This window comes from Pseudomonas sp. S44, assembly GCF_016624805.1.
GTDB classification, from domain to species: Bacteria; Pseudomonadota; Gammaproteobacteria; order Pseudomonadales; family Pseudomonadaceae; genus Aquipseudomonas; species Aquipseudomonas machongensis.
The window spans coordinates 1-17,770 of the sequence record NZ_JACVTY010000032.1; the positions used below are offsets into that span (position 1 = coordinate 1).

Genomic DNA, 17,770 nt, shown 5'->3' on the forward strand with positions numbered 1-17,770 from the left:
ACTTTTTTCCCCCAACCCCCCCGCCCTCACGGGCCCGGGGGGCAAACCCCCGGCCATGCCACCCCAGCCCACGCCCATGGGCGCCGCCAGAACGACCATCCGGCGGTTTTGCGCAAAAGATCCCCCAGGCGGCACTTGCACGATCCGCGCACGGCTGCTTGAATCCAATTCGTCAGTCTTCATGTGACTCATCGGTCACTCATGGAGTCCAAGACGCCTTTTGCTGGCCACCCAGGGTCTCGATGCCTTGGGGCACGGCAGATCGCCCGCCTACAACAATACCCGTCGACCCGCACAACCGGGATCGGCACTGGGCCCCCGGTTTCACTTCAAGGCGAATGCCTACCTGTCATATGGAACGTGCACCCTAGGGTTCTGCGCAGCCATGTCGAGCGATCGATACGACTGAGCAGGCCACTAGATGACGCGAGTGCCCTTTTTGCGCCAGGAGTCGATGACATGAGGCCAGAAATCGCTGTACTTGATATCCAAGGTCAGTACCGGGTTTACACGGAGTTCTATCGCGCGGAAACGGCAGAGAAGACGATCGTCCTGATCAACGGCTCGCTGGCCACCACGGCATCTTTTGCCCAGACGGTGCGCAATCTGTATCCGCAATTCAACGTGGTGCTGTACGACCAGCCCTATGCCGGCAAGTCCAAGCCACACAACCGCCAGGAACGTCTGCTCACGAAAGAGACCGAGGCGCATATCCTGCTGGAGCTGATCGAGCACTTCCGTGCCGATCACGTGATGTCGTTCTCCTGGGGCGGCGCGTGCACCCTGCTGGCACTGGCGCACCAGCCACGCCTGGTGAAGAAGGCGATCGTCAGTTCGTTCTCGCCGGTGATCAACGATCCGATGCGCGACTACCTGGAGCGCGGCTGCCAGTACCTGTCGGCCTGCGATCGCTATCAGGTCGGCAACCTGGTCAACGACACCATCGGCAAACACCTGCCATCGCTGTTCAAGCGCTTCAATTACCGCCACGTAAGCAGCCTGGACAGCCACGAGTACGCACAGATGCACTTTCACATCAACCAGGTGCTGGATCATGATCTGGAGCGGGCATTGAAGGGCGCGCGCAACATCGATATTCCGGTGTTGTTCATCAACGGCGAACGTGACGAGTACACCACCGTCGAGGATGCCCGGCAGTTCAGCCGCCATGTGGGCAAGAGCCAGTTCAGCGTGATTCGCGATGCCGGCCACTTCCTCGACATGGAACACAAGACCGCCTGCGAGGATACCCGCAATGCCATGCTGGGTTTCCTCAAGCCAGCACGCGAGCCGCGCCAACGTTACACCTACGTGCAGGGGCAGCATGCGTTGGCCATCTGAGCGGCCCGGCGACCTGTGGCCGTTACCCGCCGGTTCAGGTCGTCGACAGGCTTTTTTACAACCCTGGGCTTCTCATGAGGCTTGGGTTCTGGTAAAAAGTCGCGCTGCGAAGCGGGTATAGTTTAGTGGCAAAACGAAAGCTTCCCAAGCTTTAGTTGAGGGTTCGATTCCCTCTACCCGCTCCAGATTCCTCGCCTGAAACCCCTGGTTTCAGCGCCCGTAAAAAGAGCCGTCGGCTCTTTTTTCGTTTCTGCATCTTCCATTGATCTGGCCCATGGCCACCCCCTTGCCGATCCGCTTGAATGCGCGGCCGGATTTCGCTTGCAAGCGAGACGGCTTCGGGTGCATATCGCCTACTCTACCCAGAGACATTTCCAAGGGACTGCCCATGTTTCTCTCCCGCTGGTTGCCCGGCCTGGCCAACCTCCTGCACTACCGTCGCGAGTGGTTCCACGCCGACCTGCAGGCGGGTCTGTCGGTGGCCGCGATCCAGATCCCGATCGCCATCGCCTACGCGCAGATCGTCGGCCTGCCGCCGCAGTACGGCCTGTATGCCTGCGTACTGCCGATGATGGTCTACGCCCTGATCGGCAGCTCGCGGCAATTGATGGTCGGCCCCGATGCCGCCACTTGCGCGATGATCGCCGGGGCTGTGGCGCCCTTGGCAATGGGCGATCCGCAGCGCATCGCCGAATTGTCGGTGATCGTCACGGTACTGGTCGGGGTGATGCTGATCGCGGCAGGCCTGGCCCGCGCCGGGTTCATCGCCAGCTTCTTTTCGCGGCCGATCCTGATCGGCTACCTCAACGGTATCGGCCTGAGCCTGATTGCCGGACAACTGTCGAAAGTGGTCGGGTTCCGCATCGAGGGCGATGGCTTCGTGCTGAGTCTGATCAATTTCCTCGAGCGCCTGGGTGAGATCCATTGGCTGACTCTGGTCATCGGCCTCGGTGGCCTGGCCCTGCTGATCTGGCTGCCCAGGCGCTATCCGAGGTTGCCTGCGGCACTGGTGACTGTGGCAGTGTTCACCGTGCTCGCAGCCCTGTTCGGTCTCGACCGATTCGGCGTAGCGATCCTCGGCCCAGTGCCTGCGGGCATCCCGGAGCTGGCCTGGCCACAGAGCAACCTGGCCGAAACCAAGAGCCTGCTGCGCGACGCCCTGGGTATCGCCACGGTCAGCTTCTGCAGCGCCATGCTCACCGCGCGCAGTTTCGCCGCGCGGCATGGCTACGCGATCAATGCCAACCACGAGTTCGTCGCCCTGGGTGTGAGCAACCTGGCCGCCGGCATCTCCCAGGGCTTCGCCATCAGCGGAGCGGACTCGCGCACCGCGGTCAACGACATGGTCGGAGGCAAGAGCCAGTTAGTGGGCATCATCGCCGCGCTGGTGATCGCGCTGATCCTGCTGTTCTTCACCGCTCCCATGGCCTGGATCCCCCAGGCCGCCCTGGGCGCCGTGCTGTTGATGGCCGGTTGGGGCCTGATCGACGTCAAGTCGCTGGGCAAGATCCGGCGCCTGAGCCGCTTCGAGTTCTGGCTGTGCCTGCTGACCACCATCGGCGTGCTTGGCCTGGGCGTGCTGCCGGGCATCGTCTTTGCCGTGACCCTGGCCATCCTGCGTCTGCTCTACACCATCTACCAACCCACCGACGCCGTGCTCGGCTGGGTACCGGGTATCGAAGGCCAGGTCGACGTACGCCAGCACCAGGACGCGCGCACGGTACCTGGCCTGGTGGTGTACCGCTTCGATGACGCGATCCTGTTCTTCAACGCCGACTACTTCAAGATGCGCCTGCTCGAAGCCCTGCAGCGCGATCCCGAGCCCAAGGCTGTGCTGTTCGATGCCGAGGCCGTGACCAGCATCGACGTCAGCGGCATCGCCGCCCTGCGCGAAGTGCGCGACACCTTGCAAGCGCAAGGCGTGCATTTCGCCATCGCCCGCGCCCGCGGCACCTTCCTGCGCATGCTGGTGCGCTCGGGGATGGCGCGGGAGATGGAAGACAAGCTGCTGTTCGGCTCGGTCCGCGCCGGTATCCGCGCCTATCGGGTGTGGCGTAACAGGGAGCGCAGCACAGCGCAAAACGTGTGATCAGTAACCCAGCGCCTTCAACAACTGCGCCTCGGCCGGTACCTGCGCACGCCCATAAAAACGCAGCAGTTCCCCGGCCCGGTTGGTGAAGATGCCATCCACCCCCGCCTTCATCGCCTTGTCGAAGTCCACGCGCTCATCGAGGGTGTACACGTGCACCAGCAAGCCGCGCTCATGGCTGGCCTTGTTCATCCATGGCTTGATCAGATCGGCATAGCTCTGCTCGCCCAGATTGCTGCGCACCGCCGAAGGCCCTGTACCGATGGCGCCACCGGCCTTGGCCGCATCCAGCCAACGGAGGAATTCCTCACGGTCCTTTGGTTCCTGGCGGGCATAGAACGCGGCCTTGTCCTGTTCAGCGGAATCGGCGAAATCCTTGCCCGATTTCGGCTCGATACTGTCCTTGCCGATCCACAGCAGCAGGATCTTCGGCACCTGTGGCATCTGCTGGTGCAGCAGCGCCAGGCTGTTGCGATCGAACGTCTGCAGGATCACCCGGCCCGGCTTGTCGAGCCAGCCGCGAGCCTCGAGTTTTTCCTTGAGCTGCTTCTCGATGCCCGGAAACTGCTTGGGCACCTTGGTCTCGATGTACAGCCCCGGATGGCGCTCGGGGTTGCCTTCGGCGATATCGATCACTTCGTCCAGCGTCAGGATCTGCAGCTTGCCGAACGACTCACGGGCACGATCCGGGTAGGCCTTGTTGAACCAGCTGCCGGCATCGAGCGACTTCAACTCGGCGAGGGTGAAATCGCTGACCGGGCTCTTCGCCCGCTCGGGGAAGCGCTCGGCCACATCGCTGGTACGCGCCAGCACATCGTCATGCACCACCACCAGCACGTTGTCACGGGTGCGCTGCAGGTCGAGCTCCAGGTAGTCGGCGCCCAGTTCACGGGCCAGCAGATAGGCCGCTCGCGTCGATTCGGGGGCATCGAAGGAGGCGCCGCGGTGGGCGATCACCGCCGGATGGGGGACATGCTGGGCCTTGGCCAGGGAGGGGCCATCGCTGGCGGCAGCGTTCATCGCGCAAAGGAGCAGGGCCAGGCCCATTGCCGGAAGAGCAGGTATACGCATTCATCGATCCTCTTGGGCTGCGCGTTCAGAAGGGAAGCTGCGCAGCTGATTCCTTGGAGACGCAAGCCTCTCACAGCTTGGATGACATGCTAAAGTCCCCGCGTTCACCCTTGCCCCACGGATGCGCGATGCCCTCTCTCGATTCCCAGCTGGCCAACTGGCCCGATCTCAACGCCCGCCACTCCTGCACCGCCCTGTTGGTGGGCAACGGCGCCAGTCGGGTGCTGTGGAAGCCGTTCGGCTACTTCTCGCTGTTCGAACAGGCGCAGCGCGCGGGACGCAAGAGCGGCCTGGCGATCAGCGACCAAGCGCTGTTCAAGGCCTTGGGCACCGAGCTGTTCGAACCGGTGCTGAGCACCCTGAACACCACGGTACGGGCCAACGCGGCCCTGGCGATCAACTCGACCGCGCCGCTGAACCGCTACTACTCGATCAAGGAAGCGTTGATCCACGCCACCCGCACGGTGCATCCGCCGCACACGCTGTTGTCGAGCGCCACCCTGGCGTCGATCAATGCCGCACTGCGCCAGTACCGCAGCGTCTACACCAGCAACTACGACCTGATCCTGCCCTGGGCCATCGAACATGCGCCCCAAGGTTTCGCGCAGATGTTCGATGACGAAGGCTTCTTCGATGTACGCCGCACCGCCAGCACCGGCACCCGGGTCCTGCACCTGCACGGTGGCATGCACCTGCTCAAGCTGCCCGACGGCAGCACGCGCCAGCGCAGCGCTGTCGGCAGCGAACTGCTCGACGGCTTCGCCGTGAACATCCCTGGCGAGGTGCCGCTGTTCGTCAATGAAGACCGCAGCGAGCAGAAGCTGCGGGCGATCCGCAACTCGGACTATCTGGCCTGGAGCCTCGCGCAGTTGGCCACCGAACACGACGGTCTATGCCTGTTCGGCCACCACCTGGACAGCAGCGACGAACACCTGCTGCAAGCCATTCACCAAGCCCGCCCCAAGCACTTGAGCATCGCCATCCGGCCTCTGAACGAAGCCTCGATCATCAACCAGAAGCAGCACTTTTCCAAGCGCTTCGCCGATCTTGCTGGCGTTTCCCTGCACTTCTTCGACGCCACCAGCCACCCGCTCGGCGCCGCGGAACTGGCACTGCCGGTGCCGTTGGCGCAAGCGCGACGTCACTGACAATTCATCCGCGGCGATCTGGTAAATGTAAATAATTCTCGATAAGATCCGCACCCTTTCCTTCCCAGGCCAGCCCGGAAAGCGTGCATGCAGCGCCTCAAGCCCGACCCAGCCACCCAGGACACCTGCCGCGGCTTCTATGCCGAGATCCTGCATTTCCTGCGCAAGCGCATGGACAATGCCAGTGACGCCGCCGACATGACCCAGGATGTCTTCACCCAATGGCTGGGCTACCGCGACCGGGCCAAAGTCGAGCAACCCCGCGCCTTTCTGTTCCAGGTGGCGCGCAACTTGCTGAGCGATCACTGGCGTCGGCAGAAGGTGCGCCATGCCGTGCTCGACGACCAGGCCCAGGACGAAACAGCGGCCGACAACGACCCACTCGACCACGCCCAGCACGCGCAACGCCTGGATCAATTGCGTGAAGTGCTCGGCGAACTCTCGCCGCGGCGACGAGAAGCCCTTATGCTGCACCGCTTCGAAGGCCTGACCCAGGCACAGATCGCTGAACGCATGGACATTTCCGTAAGCATGGTCGAGAAGCACATCGCCGCCGCCCTGCTGCAATGCAAGCAACGGCTGGACAGTGACAATGGCAGGGAGCAGCCGCAATGAGCCTTATCGACGACATCGACCAGCGTCCGATCGACGCCCAGGCGGCCAGTTGGTTCACGCGCAACCGCAATACCCCGTCGCGTGATGAACGCAAGGCTTTCGCCCTGTGGATCCAGCACCCGGAGCATGCGCGCGCCTATCGCCAGTTCGAACAGCTGTGGGACGACCTGGCGGCGCTCAAACAGGCCAGCCAGCCTGTCGCCCTGCCCATACGCCAGGCACCGCGCTGGCGTCCGGCTCTGGCGGTGGCCGCGGCGCTGCTGTGCGCGGTGCTGGCCGGCAACCTGGGCAGCACCGCTGCACCGATGCATCAGAACCTGGCGGCCAGCGACAGCATGCGCAGCGTGCGCCTGCCCGATGGCAGCCAGTTGTTCGTCAACGCTCAGACCCGCCTGCGCCTGGACTTCACCGCCGAACAACGATTGATCAGCCTCGAACACGGCCAGCTGTACATCGAGGTGGCACCCGACAAGGAGCGCCCGCTGTTCGTCGATGCCGGGAGTGCCCGCGTGCGCGTGGTCGGCACCGGCTTCGACCTGCGCCGCGGCGACCGCGAGCTGGCCCTGAGCGTGGCCCACGGCCAGGTCGTCTTCGAGACCTCGGGCGAACATCAGCCTGCGCTGCTGCTCGGTGCCGGACAACGCGTCACCTACGACCCGGCGCGCGGCACGCTGGTGCGCCAGGAGCTCGGAGAGCAGCCGGTGGCCGACTGGCGCGATGGCCACGTGAGCTTTCGCAACCGTGAGCTGGCGAGCCTGATCGACGAACTGAGCCTGTACCGCCAGCAACCGGTGCTGCTCGCCGATCCGAGCCTGGGCCGCTACAAGGTGTCGGGCAATCTCGATGTGCACGATCCGGATGCACTGCTCACCGCCCTGCCCGCGTTGCTCCCGGTAAAAACCACCCTGCTCGGCGACGGCCGCCTGCGCATCGAGCACCGGCCGAAATAAATTTGAGAATTTTAATCATTCGCAGGTGAGGGTTTTTCCCAACACCGCGTCTTCCTCCCCGCCTGCCGCGTGAACGGCGGGCTTTTTTCCGGCCATTTGCCGTTTGGGGGAATCCATGTTGCCTGCGTTGCGTCCGTTGAAAGCCTTGCCCACTCGTCCCACCCTGCTCGCCCTGTGCCTGGCCATCAGCCTGGCCGCCGAAGCCGCGCCGCAGCAGTTCGACCTGCCCGCCCAACCGCTGGCGCGCTCGCTGAGCCAACTGGCGCAGCAGGCCAAGGTCCAGCTGCTGTTCGACGAAGCCCTGCTGCACAACGCCCAGGCCCCGGCCCTGCAAGGTGCCTTCGAGGCGCAGGATGCGATCGCCCGCCTGCTTGCCGGCAGCCGCTTCAGCATGGTGCGCATGGGCAACACCTACGTGGTGCGGCTCAACGAAGAGCAACCGCAGGCCGACAACAGCATCCAGCTCGGCGCCATGAGCATCGTCGGCGACGGCCAGCAGATCGGACCGCAGAACGTCGGACGCTCGACCCTCAACCAGGAACAGATCGACCGCTACCAGCCCAGCAATATCCCCAGCGTGCTCGCCACTCTGCCAGGCGTGAACATGGGCGGCTCGGCCAAGCCGGGCGGGCAGACCATCAACATCTGGGGCCTGGGCGACGCCGAAGACGTGCCGATGACCGTCGACGGCGCCACCAAGAGCGGCTTCGAACGCTACCAGCAAGGCACGGTGTTCATCGAGCCGGAGCTGATCAAGCACATCGAGGTGGAAAAAGGCCCGCACTCGGTCAAGACCGGCAATGGCGGTTTCGGCGGCAGCGTCAACATGACCACCAAGGACGCCGGCGACCTGCTCCAGGAAGGGCGCAACAGCGGCGCGATGGTCAAGTACGGCTACGCCAGCAACGACCACCAGCAGGTGTACAGCTCGGCGCTGTTCGGTCGCACCGAGGATGGCCGCTTCGATGGCTTGGCCTACCTGACCAAGCGCGACGGCGGCGACATGAAGCTGGCCAGCAACATCCCCGACCCGGACGGCCGCTACCCGATCAACCCGACGCGCCTGCCCAACAGCGCCCTGGACCTGGACGGCGCACTGTTCAAGGGCAACGTGCACTTCAACGAAGAGCACAGCCTGGGCTTCTCCTGGTCACAGTCACAGAGCGAACGCTGGGCGCCGTTCTCGTCCACCGCCTACCCCACGCCGCCCACCGCCGCCGACATCAAGAAGTACGGCTACGAAGCGGCGCTCAAACGCTTCCTGGCCAACCGCACCACCACCGACACCACCTGGTCGGCCACCTACACCTACCAGCCGATCGACAACCGCTGGGTCGACCTGGAAGTGAAGTACTCCGACTCCGACACCAAGCAGACCGACGAGCGCCTGGCCACGGCGTTCTTCCAGCCTGCCACCGGCGGGCGCAAGATGGACACCGAGTACCGCGACCGTATGCTCGCCGTGACCAACACCAGCCTGTTCGAGACCGGCGTGCTGGAGCACGCACTGACGGCGGGCGTGCAAGTGCGCCGCCACGACCGCGACACGCAGATGTGGATGCCGGGCGGCATCTACGACACGCCGCGCTACAACTACGGCCACTACCAGCCGTACTTCATGCCCAGCGGCAAGGTGCGGAGCCAGGGCTACTACCTGCAGGACGCCGTCACCCTGGGTGATGTGACCATCACCCCGTCGCTGCGCTACGACCAGGTGACCAACGAGGGCAAGCCCAACGATGCCCCGCTGTACAACAACCCGGCCGCGGGCCACGACTACAGCGACAAGACCTACAGCGGCTGGTCGCCACGTCTGTCGGTGTTCTGGAAGGTCACGCCCAACACCGCCCTGTTCGCCGACTACAGCAAGACCTGGCGGGCGCCGGTGCTGGACGAGCAGTACGAAGTCCAGGGCAGCGGTAGCCGCACCGCCACCAGCCGCAACCTGGACCCGGAGCGCATCACCGCCCTGCGCGTGGGCAGCGTGTTCGACTTCGACAACCTCCTGCTGGCCAACGACAGCGCCCAGGTGCGCACCACGCTGTTTCGCAACCACATCGAGGACGAGATCTTCAAGGCCACCGGCATCGGCTGCCCACAGCAACTGGTCACCGGTGGCAGCATCGCCAACACCTGTGGCGGCGGGCTGATCTCCAACTACCGCAACATTGGCGATGTGGTGATCAAGGGCTTCGAGGTCGAGAGCTTCTACGATTCGACCTACCTGTTCGGCTCGGCGTCGTTCTCCTGGATCACCGGCCGTCACCAGGGCGCCTACACCAACCCCTGGGGCCCGGATGTGTGGGCCAAGGATATTCCCGCGCCGAAATGGATCACCACGCTGGGGGTGAAGATTCCGGCCTGGGATGCGCGGATCGGCTGGACCGCGCAGTTCGTGCGCAAGACCGACCGCCTGCCAAGCGACAAATACTACGAGGGGCCGGCCAGCGTACTGGGTGACCGTTACTACGATCAGTTCGCCAACAGCAGCTACCAGATCCACGGCCTGTTCGCCAACTGGAAGCCGCAGCAGGCCTACCTGAAAGGTACCGAGGTCAACCTGACGGTGGACAACCTGTTCAACGAGTCGGCCCGACCAGAGCTGTCGGGGGAGAATGCGCTGATGCAAGGGCGCAATGCCAAGATCAGCGTGACGCGGTTCTTCTGATTGTCGCCAGTCGCGGTGGAGGCGAGCTTGTCGGGGCGCCGAACCACCGCGAACATTGGCGGTGTGCTGTTTGCGGCTAAACCCGCTCCCACAGGGCCTGGCAGTACTCAGCCGGCAATGAGCCCATCGGCCCGCAACAGGCTCTCCAGGCAATGCTCCTGTACCCCATAGAACGCCTTGAGCTGGGCGATCTTCTCCAGCAGTGCGCTGTTATCCCCCGCCTGTCTGCGCTTGACCGCCAGGATCATCTTGTTCTTGTTGGTGTGCTCCAACGAAATGAACTCGAACACCTTGGTCTCGTAGCCACAAGCTTCCAGATACAACGCGCGCAGGCTGTCGGTGAGCATCTCGGCCTGCTGGCCCAGGTGCAGCCCGTACTGCAGCATGGGCTGCAACAGCCCTGGGCTGTGCAGTTGCGGACGGATCTGCTTGTGGCAGCACGGTGAGCACATGATGATCGACGCGCCGCAGCGGATCCCGGTATGGATGGCGTAGTCGGTGGCGATATCGCAGGCGTGCAGCGCGATCATCACCTCGATGGCATCGGGCACCACGCTACGCACATCGCCGCACTGGAACTCCAGGCCAGAATGCTCCAGCCGCGCCGCGGCAGCGTTGCACAGCTCGACCATGTCGGGGCGCAATTCCACGCCGGTCACTTGCGCTTCGCGAGCCAGGGTGTTGCGCAGGTAGTCATGCATGGCGAAGGTCAGGTAGCCCTTGCCCGAACCGAAGTCAGCGACTCGCAGCACCTGGTCGGCAGTCAGCGGCGCACTGCCCAGGGCATGCGCGAAGACCTCGATGAACTTGTTGATCTGCTTCCACTTGCGCGACATCGACGGAATCAGCGCACCTTGAGTGTCGGTCACGCCCAGATCGCGCAGAAATGGCCGCGACAGTTCCAGATAGCGTTTCTTCTCACGATCGTGCCCGCCCGCCGCAGCCTCGCGCGGCACCTGGGTGCCGTGGCGTTGCAACAGCGGCTTGCCCTTCTTGCTGAACCCCAGTTGCACCTCGCCGTCGGCGGTGAACAGATGGGCATTGCGAAAGCTCTCCGGCAACAACTCGGCGACAAGGGCCTGGGCCTGATCCAGCGGCAGGTTGCGGGTGATGTCGCGGGTCTGGTGACGGTAGACCAGCGACAGGCAGGGCTGGCCCTTGATCTGCACAGGCTTTGCAATGATCCGTTGCAGGCTCTGGTCGGCACCGACATGGCGCGCCAGCACCAGCTTGGTCAGGGTTTCGCTGTGCAGGGCATCGCCCAGCAAGGTCAGGAACTGGGCGCGGGCGTCCGCAGCGGGGGTGGAGGAAGACATGGGAAGGGGGTGCCTCAAGATGCGCAATGGCCGGCATTCTACAGGTTTGCAGGCTTGAGTGGCTGTGCAGGCCCGATCGTCGGCCCGCACCGCCACACACTGTTCAATCCAGGATCACCAGCTGGTTGGGCAACTGGTTGCGCCGCCGCGTCGGCGGCAGGTGCTGGCCGAGCAACTCGCCGCAGGCATCGATGCATTCGACGAACCCCTGCAAGGTGCGCCCCGCGCAGACCTGCGCGGTAAAACGTGCCACCAGTTCGGCACGTGCTCGTTCGTCCAGGTGCTGGGCGATGCCCTCGTCCGCCAGGATGGTCACATAGCGCTCCGCCTCGCTGACGAAGATCAACACCCCGGTAGCCCCCTCGGTGCGCTGCAGGTTTTGCTCACGAAATTGCCGCCGCGCAAGATCGGCGGCACGGCGGTGGCGCAGCACCCGTGGGACCAGCCAGCCGGCCAGGCGCGGGTTACGCAGCAACAGGCTGAAGGCGATGAAGGTCAGTACCTGGGCCACCAGCAGCCCACGCAGCCCTGGCCACCCCAGCAGCACCTGCACCAATCCGGGGAGCGCCAGCGCCAGCAGCACGGCCCACAGCAACGGCAGGTAGGCATAGTCATCGGCGTGGCGCGCCAGCACCGTCACCAGCTCCGCGTCGGTGCGCTGTTCGGCACGAGCGATGGCTTCGGCAACCTGGCGTTGTTCGTATTCATTGAGAAGGGTCATGCCTTCGGTCTCTCGATCGTTCTTATAGTTGTTAGCCCGGCACGCGGTCGCGAGAGTGTATCTCATCGAGCCCCACTTATAAGGCATAATCCGCGGCGACCGCGGGAGGATGGGGGAGCGACCTGTTACACCGCCAGCGGGCCAGACAACAACAGCCGTCCGAAAAATCGGCCGCGAGCGAACCACTCGACAACGGAATTGATGATGAAACTGTCCTTGCTGGGCCTGGCCATGGGCCTTGCCAGTCAGGCGGCCGTGGCCGCCACCTCTGCCCCGCCCCTGGAAGACAAGCGGGCCTTCATCGACCATCTGATCAGCCAGATGACCGTCGACGAGAAGATCGGTCAGTTGCGCCTGATCAGTATCAGCCCGGAAATGCCGCGCGAAAAGATCCGCGAGGAGATCGCCGCCGGTCGCATCGGCGGTACCTTCAACTCGCGCACAGCGCCCGAGAACCGGCCGATGCAGGACGCCGCCATGCGCAGCCGCCTGAAGATTCCGATGTTCTTTGCGTACGACACCATCCATGGTGAGCGTACGATCTTCCCGATAAGCCTGGGCCTGGCAGCGACCTGGGACATGGACGCCATCGCCAAGGTCGGCCGCACCTCGGCCATCGAAGCTTCGGCCGATGCCCTGGACATGACCTTCGCGCCGATGGTCGACATCGCCCGCGACCCACGCTGGGGTCGCACCAGCGAGGGCTTCGGCGAAGACACCTACCTCACCTCGAAGATCGGCCAGGTGATGGTCCGCTCGTTCCAGGGCAAGAGCCCGGCCGAGCCCGACAGCATCATGGCCATCGTCAAGCACTTCGCCCTGTATGGCGCAGTGGAAGGCGGGCGCGACTACAACACGGTCGATATGAGCCTGCCGAAAATGTACAACGACTACCTGCCACCCTACCGCGCCAGCCTCGACGCCGGTGCGGGCGGGGTGATGGTAGCGCTGAACTCGATCAACGGCGTACCGGCCACCTCCAATACCTGGCTGATGAACGATCTGCTGCGCAAGGAGTGGGGCTTCAAGGGCGTGACCATCAGCGACCACGGCGCCATCCAGGAGCTGATCCGCCACGGCGTCGCCCGCGACGGCCGCGAGGCGGCGAAGCTGGCGATCAAGGCCGGCATCGACATGAGCATGAACGACACCCTCTACGGCCAGGAGCTGCCGGGGTTGCTCAAGTCCGGTGAAGTGACCCAGGCCGAGCTCGACCAGGCGGTACGCGAAGTGCTGGGCGCCAAGTACGAGATGGGCCTGTTCAAGAACCCCTACGTGCGCATCGGCAAGCCCGAGACCGATCTCAAGGACTACTACGGCGACGACCGCCTGCACCGTGAAGCCGCCCGCGACGTGGCACGGCGCAGCCTGGTGCTGCTGGAGAACAAGAAGCAGGCCCTGCCGCTGAAGAAGTCAGGCACCATCGCCCTGGTCGGCCCACTGGCCGATGCCCCGATCGACATGATGGGCAGTTGGGCTGCCGACGGCCGCCCCGAACATTCGGTGACGGTTCGCGAAGGCCTGCGTCGCGCCACCGAAGGCAAGGCCAAGGTCATCTATGCCAAGGGTTCGAACATCACCGGCGACAAGGCGATCTTCGACTACCTGAACTTCCTCAACTTCGCGGCGCCAGAAATCATCGACGATCCGCGCCCGGCCGCCGTGCTGATCGATGAAGCGGTCAAGGCCGCCAAGCAATCGGACGTGGTAGTGGCGGTGGTGGGTGAGTCGCGCGGCATGTCCCACGAGTCGTCCAGCCGCACCACCCTGGAGATTCCGGCGGTACAGCGCGAGCTGATCAAGGCGCTCAAAGCCACCGGCAAACCCCTGGTGCTGGTGCTGATGAACGGCCGTCCGCTGTCGATCGCCTGGGAGCGCGAGCAGGCCGATGCCATCCTCGAAACCTGGTTCAGCGGCACCGAAGGCGGCAACGCCATCGCCGATGTGCTGTTCGGCGACTACAACCCGTCCGGCAAGCTGGCCATCACCTTCCCGCGGTCGGTCGGGCAGATCCCGATGTACTACAACCACCTGAGCATCGGCCGCCCGTTCACCCCGGGCAAGCCGGGCAACTACACCTCGCAGTACTTCGAGGAGCCCAATGGCCCGCTGTATCCGTTCGGTTACGGCCTGAGCTACAGCACCTTCGAGCTCTCGGATCTTGCGCTGTCGAAGACCGCGCTCAAGCGCGGTGACAACCTGCAGGCCGAAGTGACGGTGAAGAACACCGGCAAGGTCGATGGCGAAACCGTGGTGCAGCTGTACATCCAGGATGTCAGCGCTTCGATGAGCCGTCCGGTGAAAGAGCTGAAGAACTTCCAGAAGGTGCTGCTCAAGGCGGGTGAGTCCCGAACCTTGACCTTCCGCATCAGCGAGGATGACCTGAAGTTCTACAATGGCCAGTTGCAGCATGTGGCCGAGCCTGGGCAGTTCAACGTCCAGATCGGACTGGACTCGCAGGCCGTGCAGCAGCAGAGCTTCGAGTTGCTGTAGACCGCTGCGGCCACTGCGCGGGCACGCCCGCTCCCACAGGGTCGGATGTGCTCTTGTGGGAGCGGGTTTACCCGCGAAGGGGCCGGCACTTTAAACAGAACGCCCGGACCCGCACCATGCCCTCACCCTTCCGCGCACTGCGCCTGGCCCTGATCATTCTGCTGATCCTGGTCGGCACTGCCCTCAGCGCCAGTTGGGCGATGCACCACGCCAAGCGCCAGGCGATGCAGACCGACGCACGCCGGGCCAGCGAGCAGTTGACCCTCTACGCCAACGGCCTGCATACGCTCATCGAACGCTACCGCGCCCTGCCCGCCGTCCTGGCGCTGGACCCGGAGCTGATCGATGCCCTGCGCGGGCCGGTCGGCGAATCGCTGCAGGATGCGCTGAACCGCAAGCTCGAACGCATCAACGGCGCCGCCAACTCCTCCACCCTCGAACTGCTCGACCGCACCGGTCTCGCCGTGGCAGCCAGCAACTGGCGCCTGCCGACCACGTACGTCGGCTCCAACTATGGCTTTCGCCCCTATTTCAAACAGACCCGCAGCCAGGGCACCGGCAGCTTCTACGCCGTCGGCGTGACCAGCGGCGTGCCGGGCTATTTCCTGTCCAGCGCAGTGAACGACGAGCACGGACGCTTCCTCGGTGCCATGGTGGTCAAGCTTGAGTTCCCCGAGCTCGAGCGCGAATGGCGCCAGGGCAGCGACATCCTGCTGGTCAGCGATGCGCGCGGGATCATCTTCATCGCCAACCAGAACGGCTGGCGCTATCGCGAGCTGCAGCCCTTGACTGCCGCAGACCGCGCTGAGCTGGCCGAAACCCGCCAGTACGACAAACAGCCCCTGGTCCCTCTGCAGCACCAGTTGCTGACCCGCTTCGACGAACGCAGCACGTTCAGCCGCGTGCAGGGGCCGGACGGCAGCGCCGACTATCTGTGGGAGAGCTTGCCGCTGGCCACCGAAGGCTGGACCCTGCACCTGCTGCGCAAGCCGCAGGTCAGCGAGGATGCCCGCAACGCAGCGTTGTCTGGCGCCGCAGTGTGGTTGAGCCTGGTGTTCGCCGTGCTGTTCGTCAGCCAGCGCCTGCGCATCGCCCGCCTGCGCCAACGCAGCCGCGAAGAGCTGACGCGCCTGGTCGAGGAGCGCACACGCGAGTTGCGCACTGCCCAGGAAGGCCTGGTGCAGTCGGCCAAGTTGGCGGCGCTGGGGCAGATGTCGGCGGCGCTGGCCCATGAGATCAACCAGCCGTTGACCACCCAGCGCATGCAACTGGAAACCCTGCGCCTACTGCTCGACCATGGCCGCCATGAACAGGCGCGTCAGGCGCTGGAGCCGTTGGAGCAGATGCTCACGCGCATGGCCGCTCTCACCGGCCACCTCAAGACCTTCGCACGCAATAGCCCAGGCGGGCTGCGCGAGCGTCTCGACCTGGCCACCGTGGTCGACCAGGCCCTGCACCTGCTCGACACCCGCATTCGCGGCGAGCAGGTCGAGGTGGCGCTGTACCTGGCGCGTCCTGCGTGGGTGCGCGGCGACGCGATCCGCCTCGAACAGGTGCTGATCAACCTGCTGCACAACGCCCTCGACGCCATGGCCGACAAGCGCTACAAACGTCTGGAGATCCGCATCGAAGCCGAGGACGAACGCTGGCACCTGAGCGTGCTCGACTCCGGTGGCGGCATCAAGGACGCCGACCTGGCCCGCGTCTTCGACCCCTTCTTCACCACCAAGCCGGTGGGCGAAGGCCTGGGCCTGGGCCTGGCGATTTCCTATGGCATCGTTCATGAAGCCGGCGGCCAGTTGCAGGTCGAAAACCTGCCTGGCGGTGCCCGCTTCAGCCTTACCCTGCCCCGCGACCTGGAGCCTGCATGTTGAATTCAGTGATCGTCGTCGACGACGAAGCCAGCATCCGCACCGCGGTGGAGCAATGGCTGAGCCTGTCCGGCTTCAGCGTGCAGTTGTTCGCCCGCGCAGAGGAATGTCTCGCGCAACTGCCACAGCACTTCCCCGGCGTGGTCATCAGCGATGTGCGCATGCCGGGCATGGATGGCCTGCAACTGCTCGAGCGCCTGCAGGCGCAAGACCCTGACTTGCCAGTGATCCTGCTCACCGGCCACGGCGATGTGCCTATGGCAGTGGAGGCCATGCGCAACGGCGCCTACGACTTCCTGGAAAAACCCTTCACCCCGCAGCACTTGCTGGGCAGCCTGCGCCGCGCCCTGGACAAGCGCCAACTGGTGCTGGAAAACCGCGCGCTGCACCAGCAGGCCGACCTCAAGGAACGGCTGCAAGCGACCCTGCTGGGGATGTCCCAGGGCCTGCAACAGTTGCGTCGGCAGGTACTGGAACTGGCGGGGTTGCCAGTCAATGTGCTGATCCGCGGCGAAACCGGCAGCGGCAAGGAGCGCGTGGCGCGATGCCTGCACGACTTCGGCCCACGCGCCGACAAACCCTTCGTCGCCCTCAATTGCGCGGCAATCCCCGAAACCCTGTTCGAGGCCGAGCTGTTCGGCCATGAGAGCGGCGCCTTCACCGGCGCCCAGGGCAAACGCATCGGCAAGCTGGAATATGCCAATGGCGGCACGGTATTTCTCGACGAGATCGAGAGCATGCCGCTGGCCCAGCAGGCCAAGTTGCTGCGGGTGATTCAGGAGCAGAAACTCGAACGCCTGGGTGCCAACCAGAGCATCAGCGTCGACTTGCGCATCATCGCCGCGACCAAACCCGATCTGCTCGACGAGGCTCGCGCCGGGCGGTTTCGCGAAGACCTGGCGTACCGCCTGAACGTTGCCGAACTGCGTCTGGCGCCACTGCGCGAGCGGCGCGAGGACATCCCGTTGCTGTTCGAGCATTTCGTCCGTACCGCCGCCGAGCGCCTGGGGCGCAGCAGCACACCGCCGCTTTCAGGCGCGCAGCTGGCGCAACTGCTGGCCCATGACTGGCCGGGCAATGTGCGCGAGCTGGCCAATGCCGCCGAGCGCCATGCGCTGGGGCTGGGTTCATCGAGCATCGAGGTGGCGCCAGGAGGTCAGTCGCTGAGCGAACAGATGGAGGCGTTCGAGCTGCAGTGCCTGCGCGCGGCGCTGCGTCAGCACAAGGGCGAGATCAAAGGGGTCATGGAGACGCTGCAACTGCCGCGGCGGACGCTGAACGAGAAGATGCAGCGCCATGGCCTGATGCGCGAGGATTTTATCGAGCGCGAATGAGCGGAATCTTGCCGATCAAAAGCTGCCAATAGGCGGGTTACCGCTCATCCGGCCTATGCCCAGCCGGGATAAGCAGCGCGGCGGTTCGCGGGCAAGCCCGCTCCTACGGATACAGTGCAGGCCTTGATCCATAGCGTTTCCGTGGCGCTGGCG

The 17,770-nt window shown here is 64.5% G+C and carries 12 protein-coding genes and 1 tRNA gene; 10 read left to right on the plus strand and 3 right to left on the minus strand.

The window, feature by feature from the left end:
- Positions 1-459 precede the first annotated feature (459 nt).
- The 3 genes from IAE40_RS20860 to IAE40_RS20870 all read left to right on the plus strand — a co-directional run bounded on the left by IAE40_RS20860 (position 460) and on the right by IAE40_RS20870 (position 3,430).
- On the plus strand, positions 460-1,341 hold the full coding sequence (locus tag IAE40_RS20860; protein WP_054894471.1) for an alpha/beta fold hydrolase: 882 nt from the start codon (positions 460-462) through the stop codon (positions 1,339-1,341).
- 111 nt (positions 1,342-1,452) lie between these two features.
- Positions 1,453-1,526: transfer RNA gene (locus IAE40_RS20865), tRNA-Gly, on the plus strand.
- A 203-nt stretch (positions 1,527-1,729) separates the two neighbouring features.
- Positions 1,730-3,430, plus strand: a complete 1,701-nt coding sequence (locus IAE40_RS20870) for a SulP family inorganic anion transporter (RefSeq protein ID WP_200603787.1) — start codon at positions 1,730-1,732, stop codon at positions 3,428-3,430.
- Here the strand turns inward: IAE40_RS20870 and IAE40_RS20875 are convergent, their stop codons facing one another.
- Entirely contained in the window at positions 3,431-4,501 is a 1,071-nt protein-coding gene (locus IAE40_RS20875; RefSeq protein ID WP_200603788.1) for a glycerophosphodiester phosphodiesterase family protein, read from the minus strand.
- Between the two features lie 128 nt (positions 4,502-4,629).
- Between IAE40_RS20875 and IAE40_RS20880 the strand changes: the two genes are divergently transcribed.
- From IAE40_RS20880 to IAE40_RS20895, 4 genes are all read left to right on the plus strand, one after another.
- Complete coding sequence (locus IAE40_RS20880; protein WP_200603789.1) at positions 4,630-5,649, plus strand: DUF4917 family protein; 1,020 nt, start codon at positions 4,630-4,632, stop codon at positions 5,647-5,649.
- A gap of 87 nt (positions 5,650-5,736) precedes the next feature.
- On the plus strand, positions 5,737-6,264 hold the full coding sequence (locus IAE40_RS20885; protein ID WP_063545935.1) for an RNA polymerase sigma factor: 528 nt from the start codon (positions 5,737-5,739) through the stop codon (positions 6,262-6,264).
- Complete coding sequence (locus IAE40_RS20890; RefSeq protein ID WP_197891925.1) at positions 6,261-7,214, plus strand: FecR family protein; 954 nt, start codon at positions 6,261-6,263, stop codon at positions 7,212-7,214. Before IAE40_RS20885 ends, IAE40_RS20890 begins: the two co-directional genes overlap by 4 nt.
- Positions 7,215-7,329: 115 nt before the next feature.
- A complete protein-coding gene (locus IAE40_RS20895; RefSeq protein ID WP_200603790.1) occupies positions 7,330-9,882 on the plus strand; it encodes a TonB-dependent receptor in 2,553 nt (850 codons plus the stop codon).
- Between the two features lie 107 nt (positions 9,883-9,989).
- Here the strand turns inward: IAE40_RS20895 and IAE40_RS20900 are convergent, their stop codons facing one another.
- Positions 9,990-11,198: a class I SAM-dependent methyltransferase gene (locus tag IAE40_RS20900; RefSeq protein ID WP_200603791.1), complete on the minus strand. Its 1,209-nt coding sequence runs from the start codon at positions 11,196-11,198 to the stop codon at positions 9,990-9,992.
- Between the two features lie 103 nt (positions 11,199-11,301).
- Positions 11,302-11,919 (minus strand): TPM domain-containing protein, encoded by a 618-nt coding sequence (locus tag IAE40_RS20905; RefSeq protein ID WP_200603792.1) that lies wholly within the window; start codon positions 11,917-11,919, stop codon positions 11,302-11,304.
- Positions 11,920-12,120: 201 nt separating this feature from the next.
- Between IAE40_RS20905 and bglX the strand changes: the two genes are divergently transcribed.
- The 3 genes from bglX to IAE40_RS20920 all read left to right on the plus strand — a co-directional run bounded on the left by bglX (position 12,121) and on the right by IAE40_RS20920 (position 17,617).
- Complete coding sequence (gene bglX, locus IAE40_RS20910) at positions 12,121-14,412, plus strand: beta-glucosidase BglX (protein ID WP_200603793.1); 2,292 nt, start codon at positions 12,121-12,123, stop codon at positions 14,410-14,412.
- Positions 14,413-14,528: 116 nt separating this feature from the next.
- Positions 14,529-16,286: an ATP-binding protein gene (locus IAE40_RS20915; RefSeq protein ID WP_112899039.1), complete on the plus strand. Its 1,758-nt coding sequence runs from the start codon at positions 14,529-14,531 to the stop codon at positions 16,284-16,286.
- Positions 16,280-17,617 carry a sigma-54-dependent transcriptional regulator gene (locus IAE40_RS20920; RefSeq protein WP_153773144.1) on the plus strand — a complete coding sequence of 446 codons (1,338 nt, stop codon included), beginning with the start codon at positions 16,280-16,282 and terminating at the stop codon, positions 17,615-17,617. The genes IAE40_RS20915 and IAE40_RS20920 overlap by 7 nt, the downstream gene beginning before the upstream one ends.
- Positions 17,618-17,770: the final 153 nt, after the last annotated feature.

Coding starts and splice junctions, on each gene's coding strand:
- IAE40_RS20905 (WP_200603792.1), bottom strand. CDS start 11,919: ATGACCCTTCTCAATGAATACGAACAACGCCAGGTTGCCGAAGCCATC.
- IAE40_RS20880 (WP_200603789.1), top strand. CDS start 4,630: ATGCCCTCTCTCGATTCCCAGCTGGCCAACTGGCCCGATCTCAACGCC.
- IAE40_RS20895 (WP_200603790.1), top strand. CDS start 7,330: ATGTTGCCTGCGTTGCGTCCGTTGAAAGCCTTGCCCACTCGTCCCACC.
- IAE40_RS20860 (WP_054894471.1), top strand. CDS start 460: ATGAGGCCAGAAATCGCTGTACTTGATATCCAAGGTCAGTACCGGGTT.
- IAE40_RS20890 (WP_197891925.1), top strand. CDS start 6,261: ATGAGCCTTATCGACGACATCGACCAGCGTCCGATCGACGCCCAGGCG.
- bglX (WP_200603793.1), top strand. CDS start 12,121: ATGATGAAACTGTCCTTGCTGGGCCTGGCCATGGGCCTTGCCAGTCAG.
- IAE40_RS20915 (WP_112899039.1), top strand. CDS start 14,529: ATGCCCTCACCCTTCCGCGCACTGCGCCTGGCCCTGATCATTCTGCTG.
- IAE40_RS20885 (WP_063545935.1), top strand. CDS start 5,737: ATGCAGCGCCTCAAGCCCGACCCAGCCACCCAGGACACCTGCCGCGGC.
- IAE40_RS20870 (WP_200603787.1), top strand. CDS start 1,730: ATGTTTCTCTCCCGCTGGTTGCCCGGCCTGGCCAACCTCCTGCACTAC.
- IAE40_RS20920 (WP_153773144.1), top strand. CDS start 16,280: ATGTTGAATTCAGTGATCGTCGTCGACGACGAAGCCAGCATCCGCACC.
- IAE40_RS20900 (WP_200603791.1), bottom strand. CDS start 11,198: ATGTCTTCCTCCACCCCCGCTGCGGACGCCCGCGCCCAGTTCCTGACC.
- IAE40_RS20875 (WP_200603788.1), bottom strand. CDS start 4,501: ATGCGTATACCTGCTCTTCCGGCAATGGGCCTGGCCCTGCTCCTTTGC.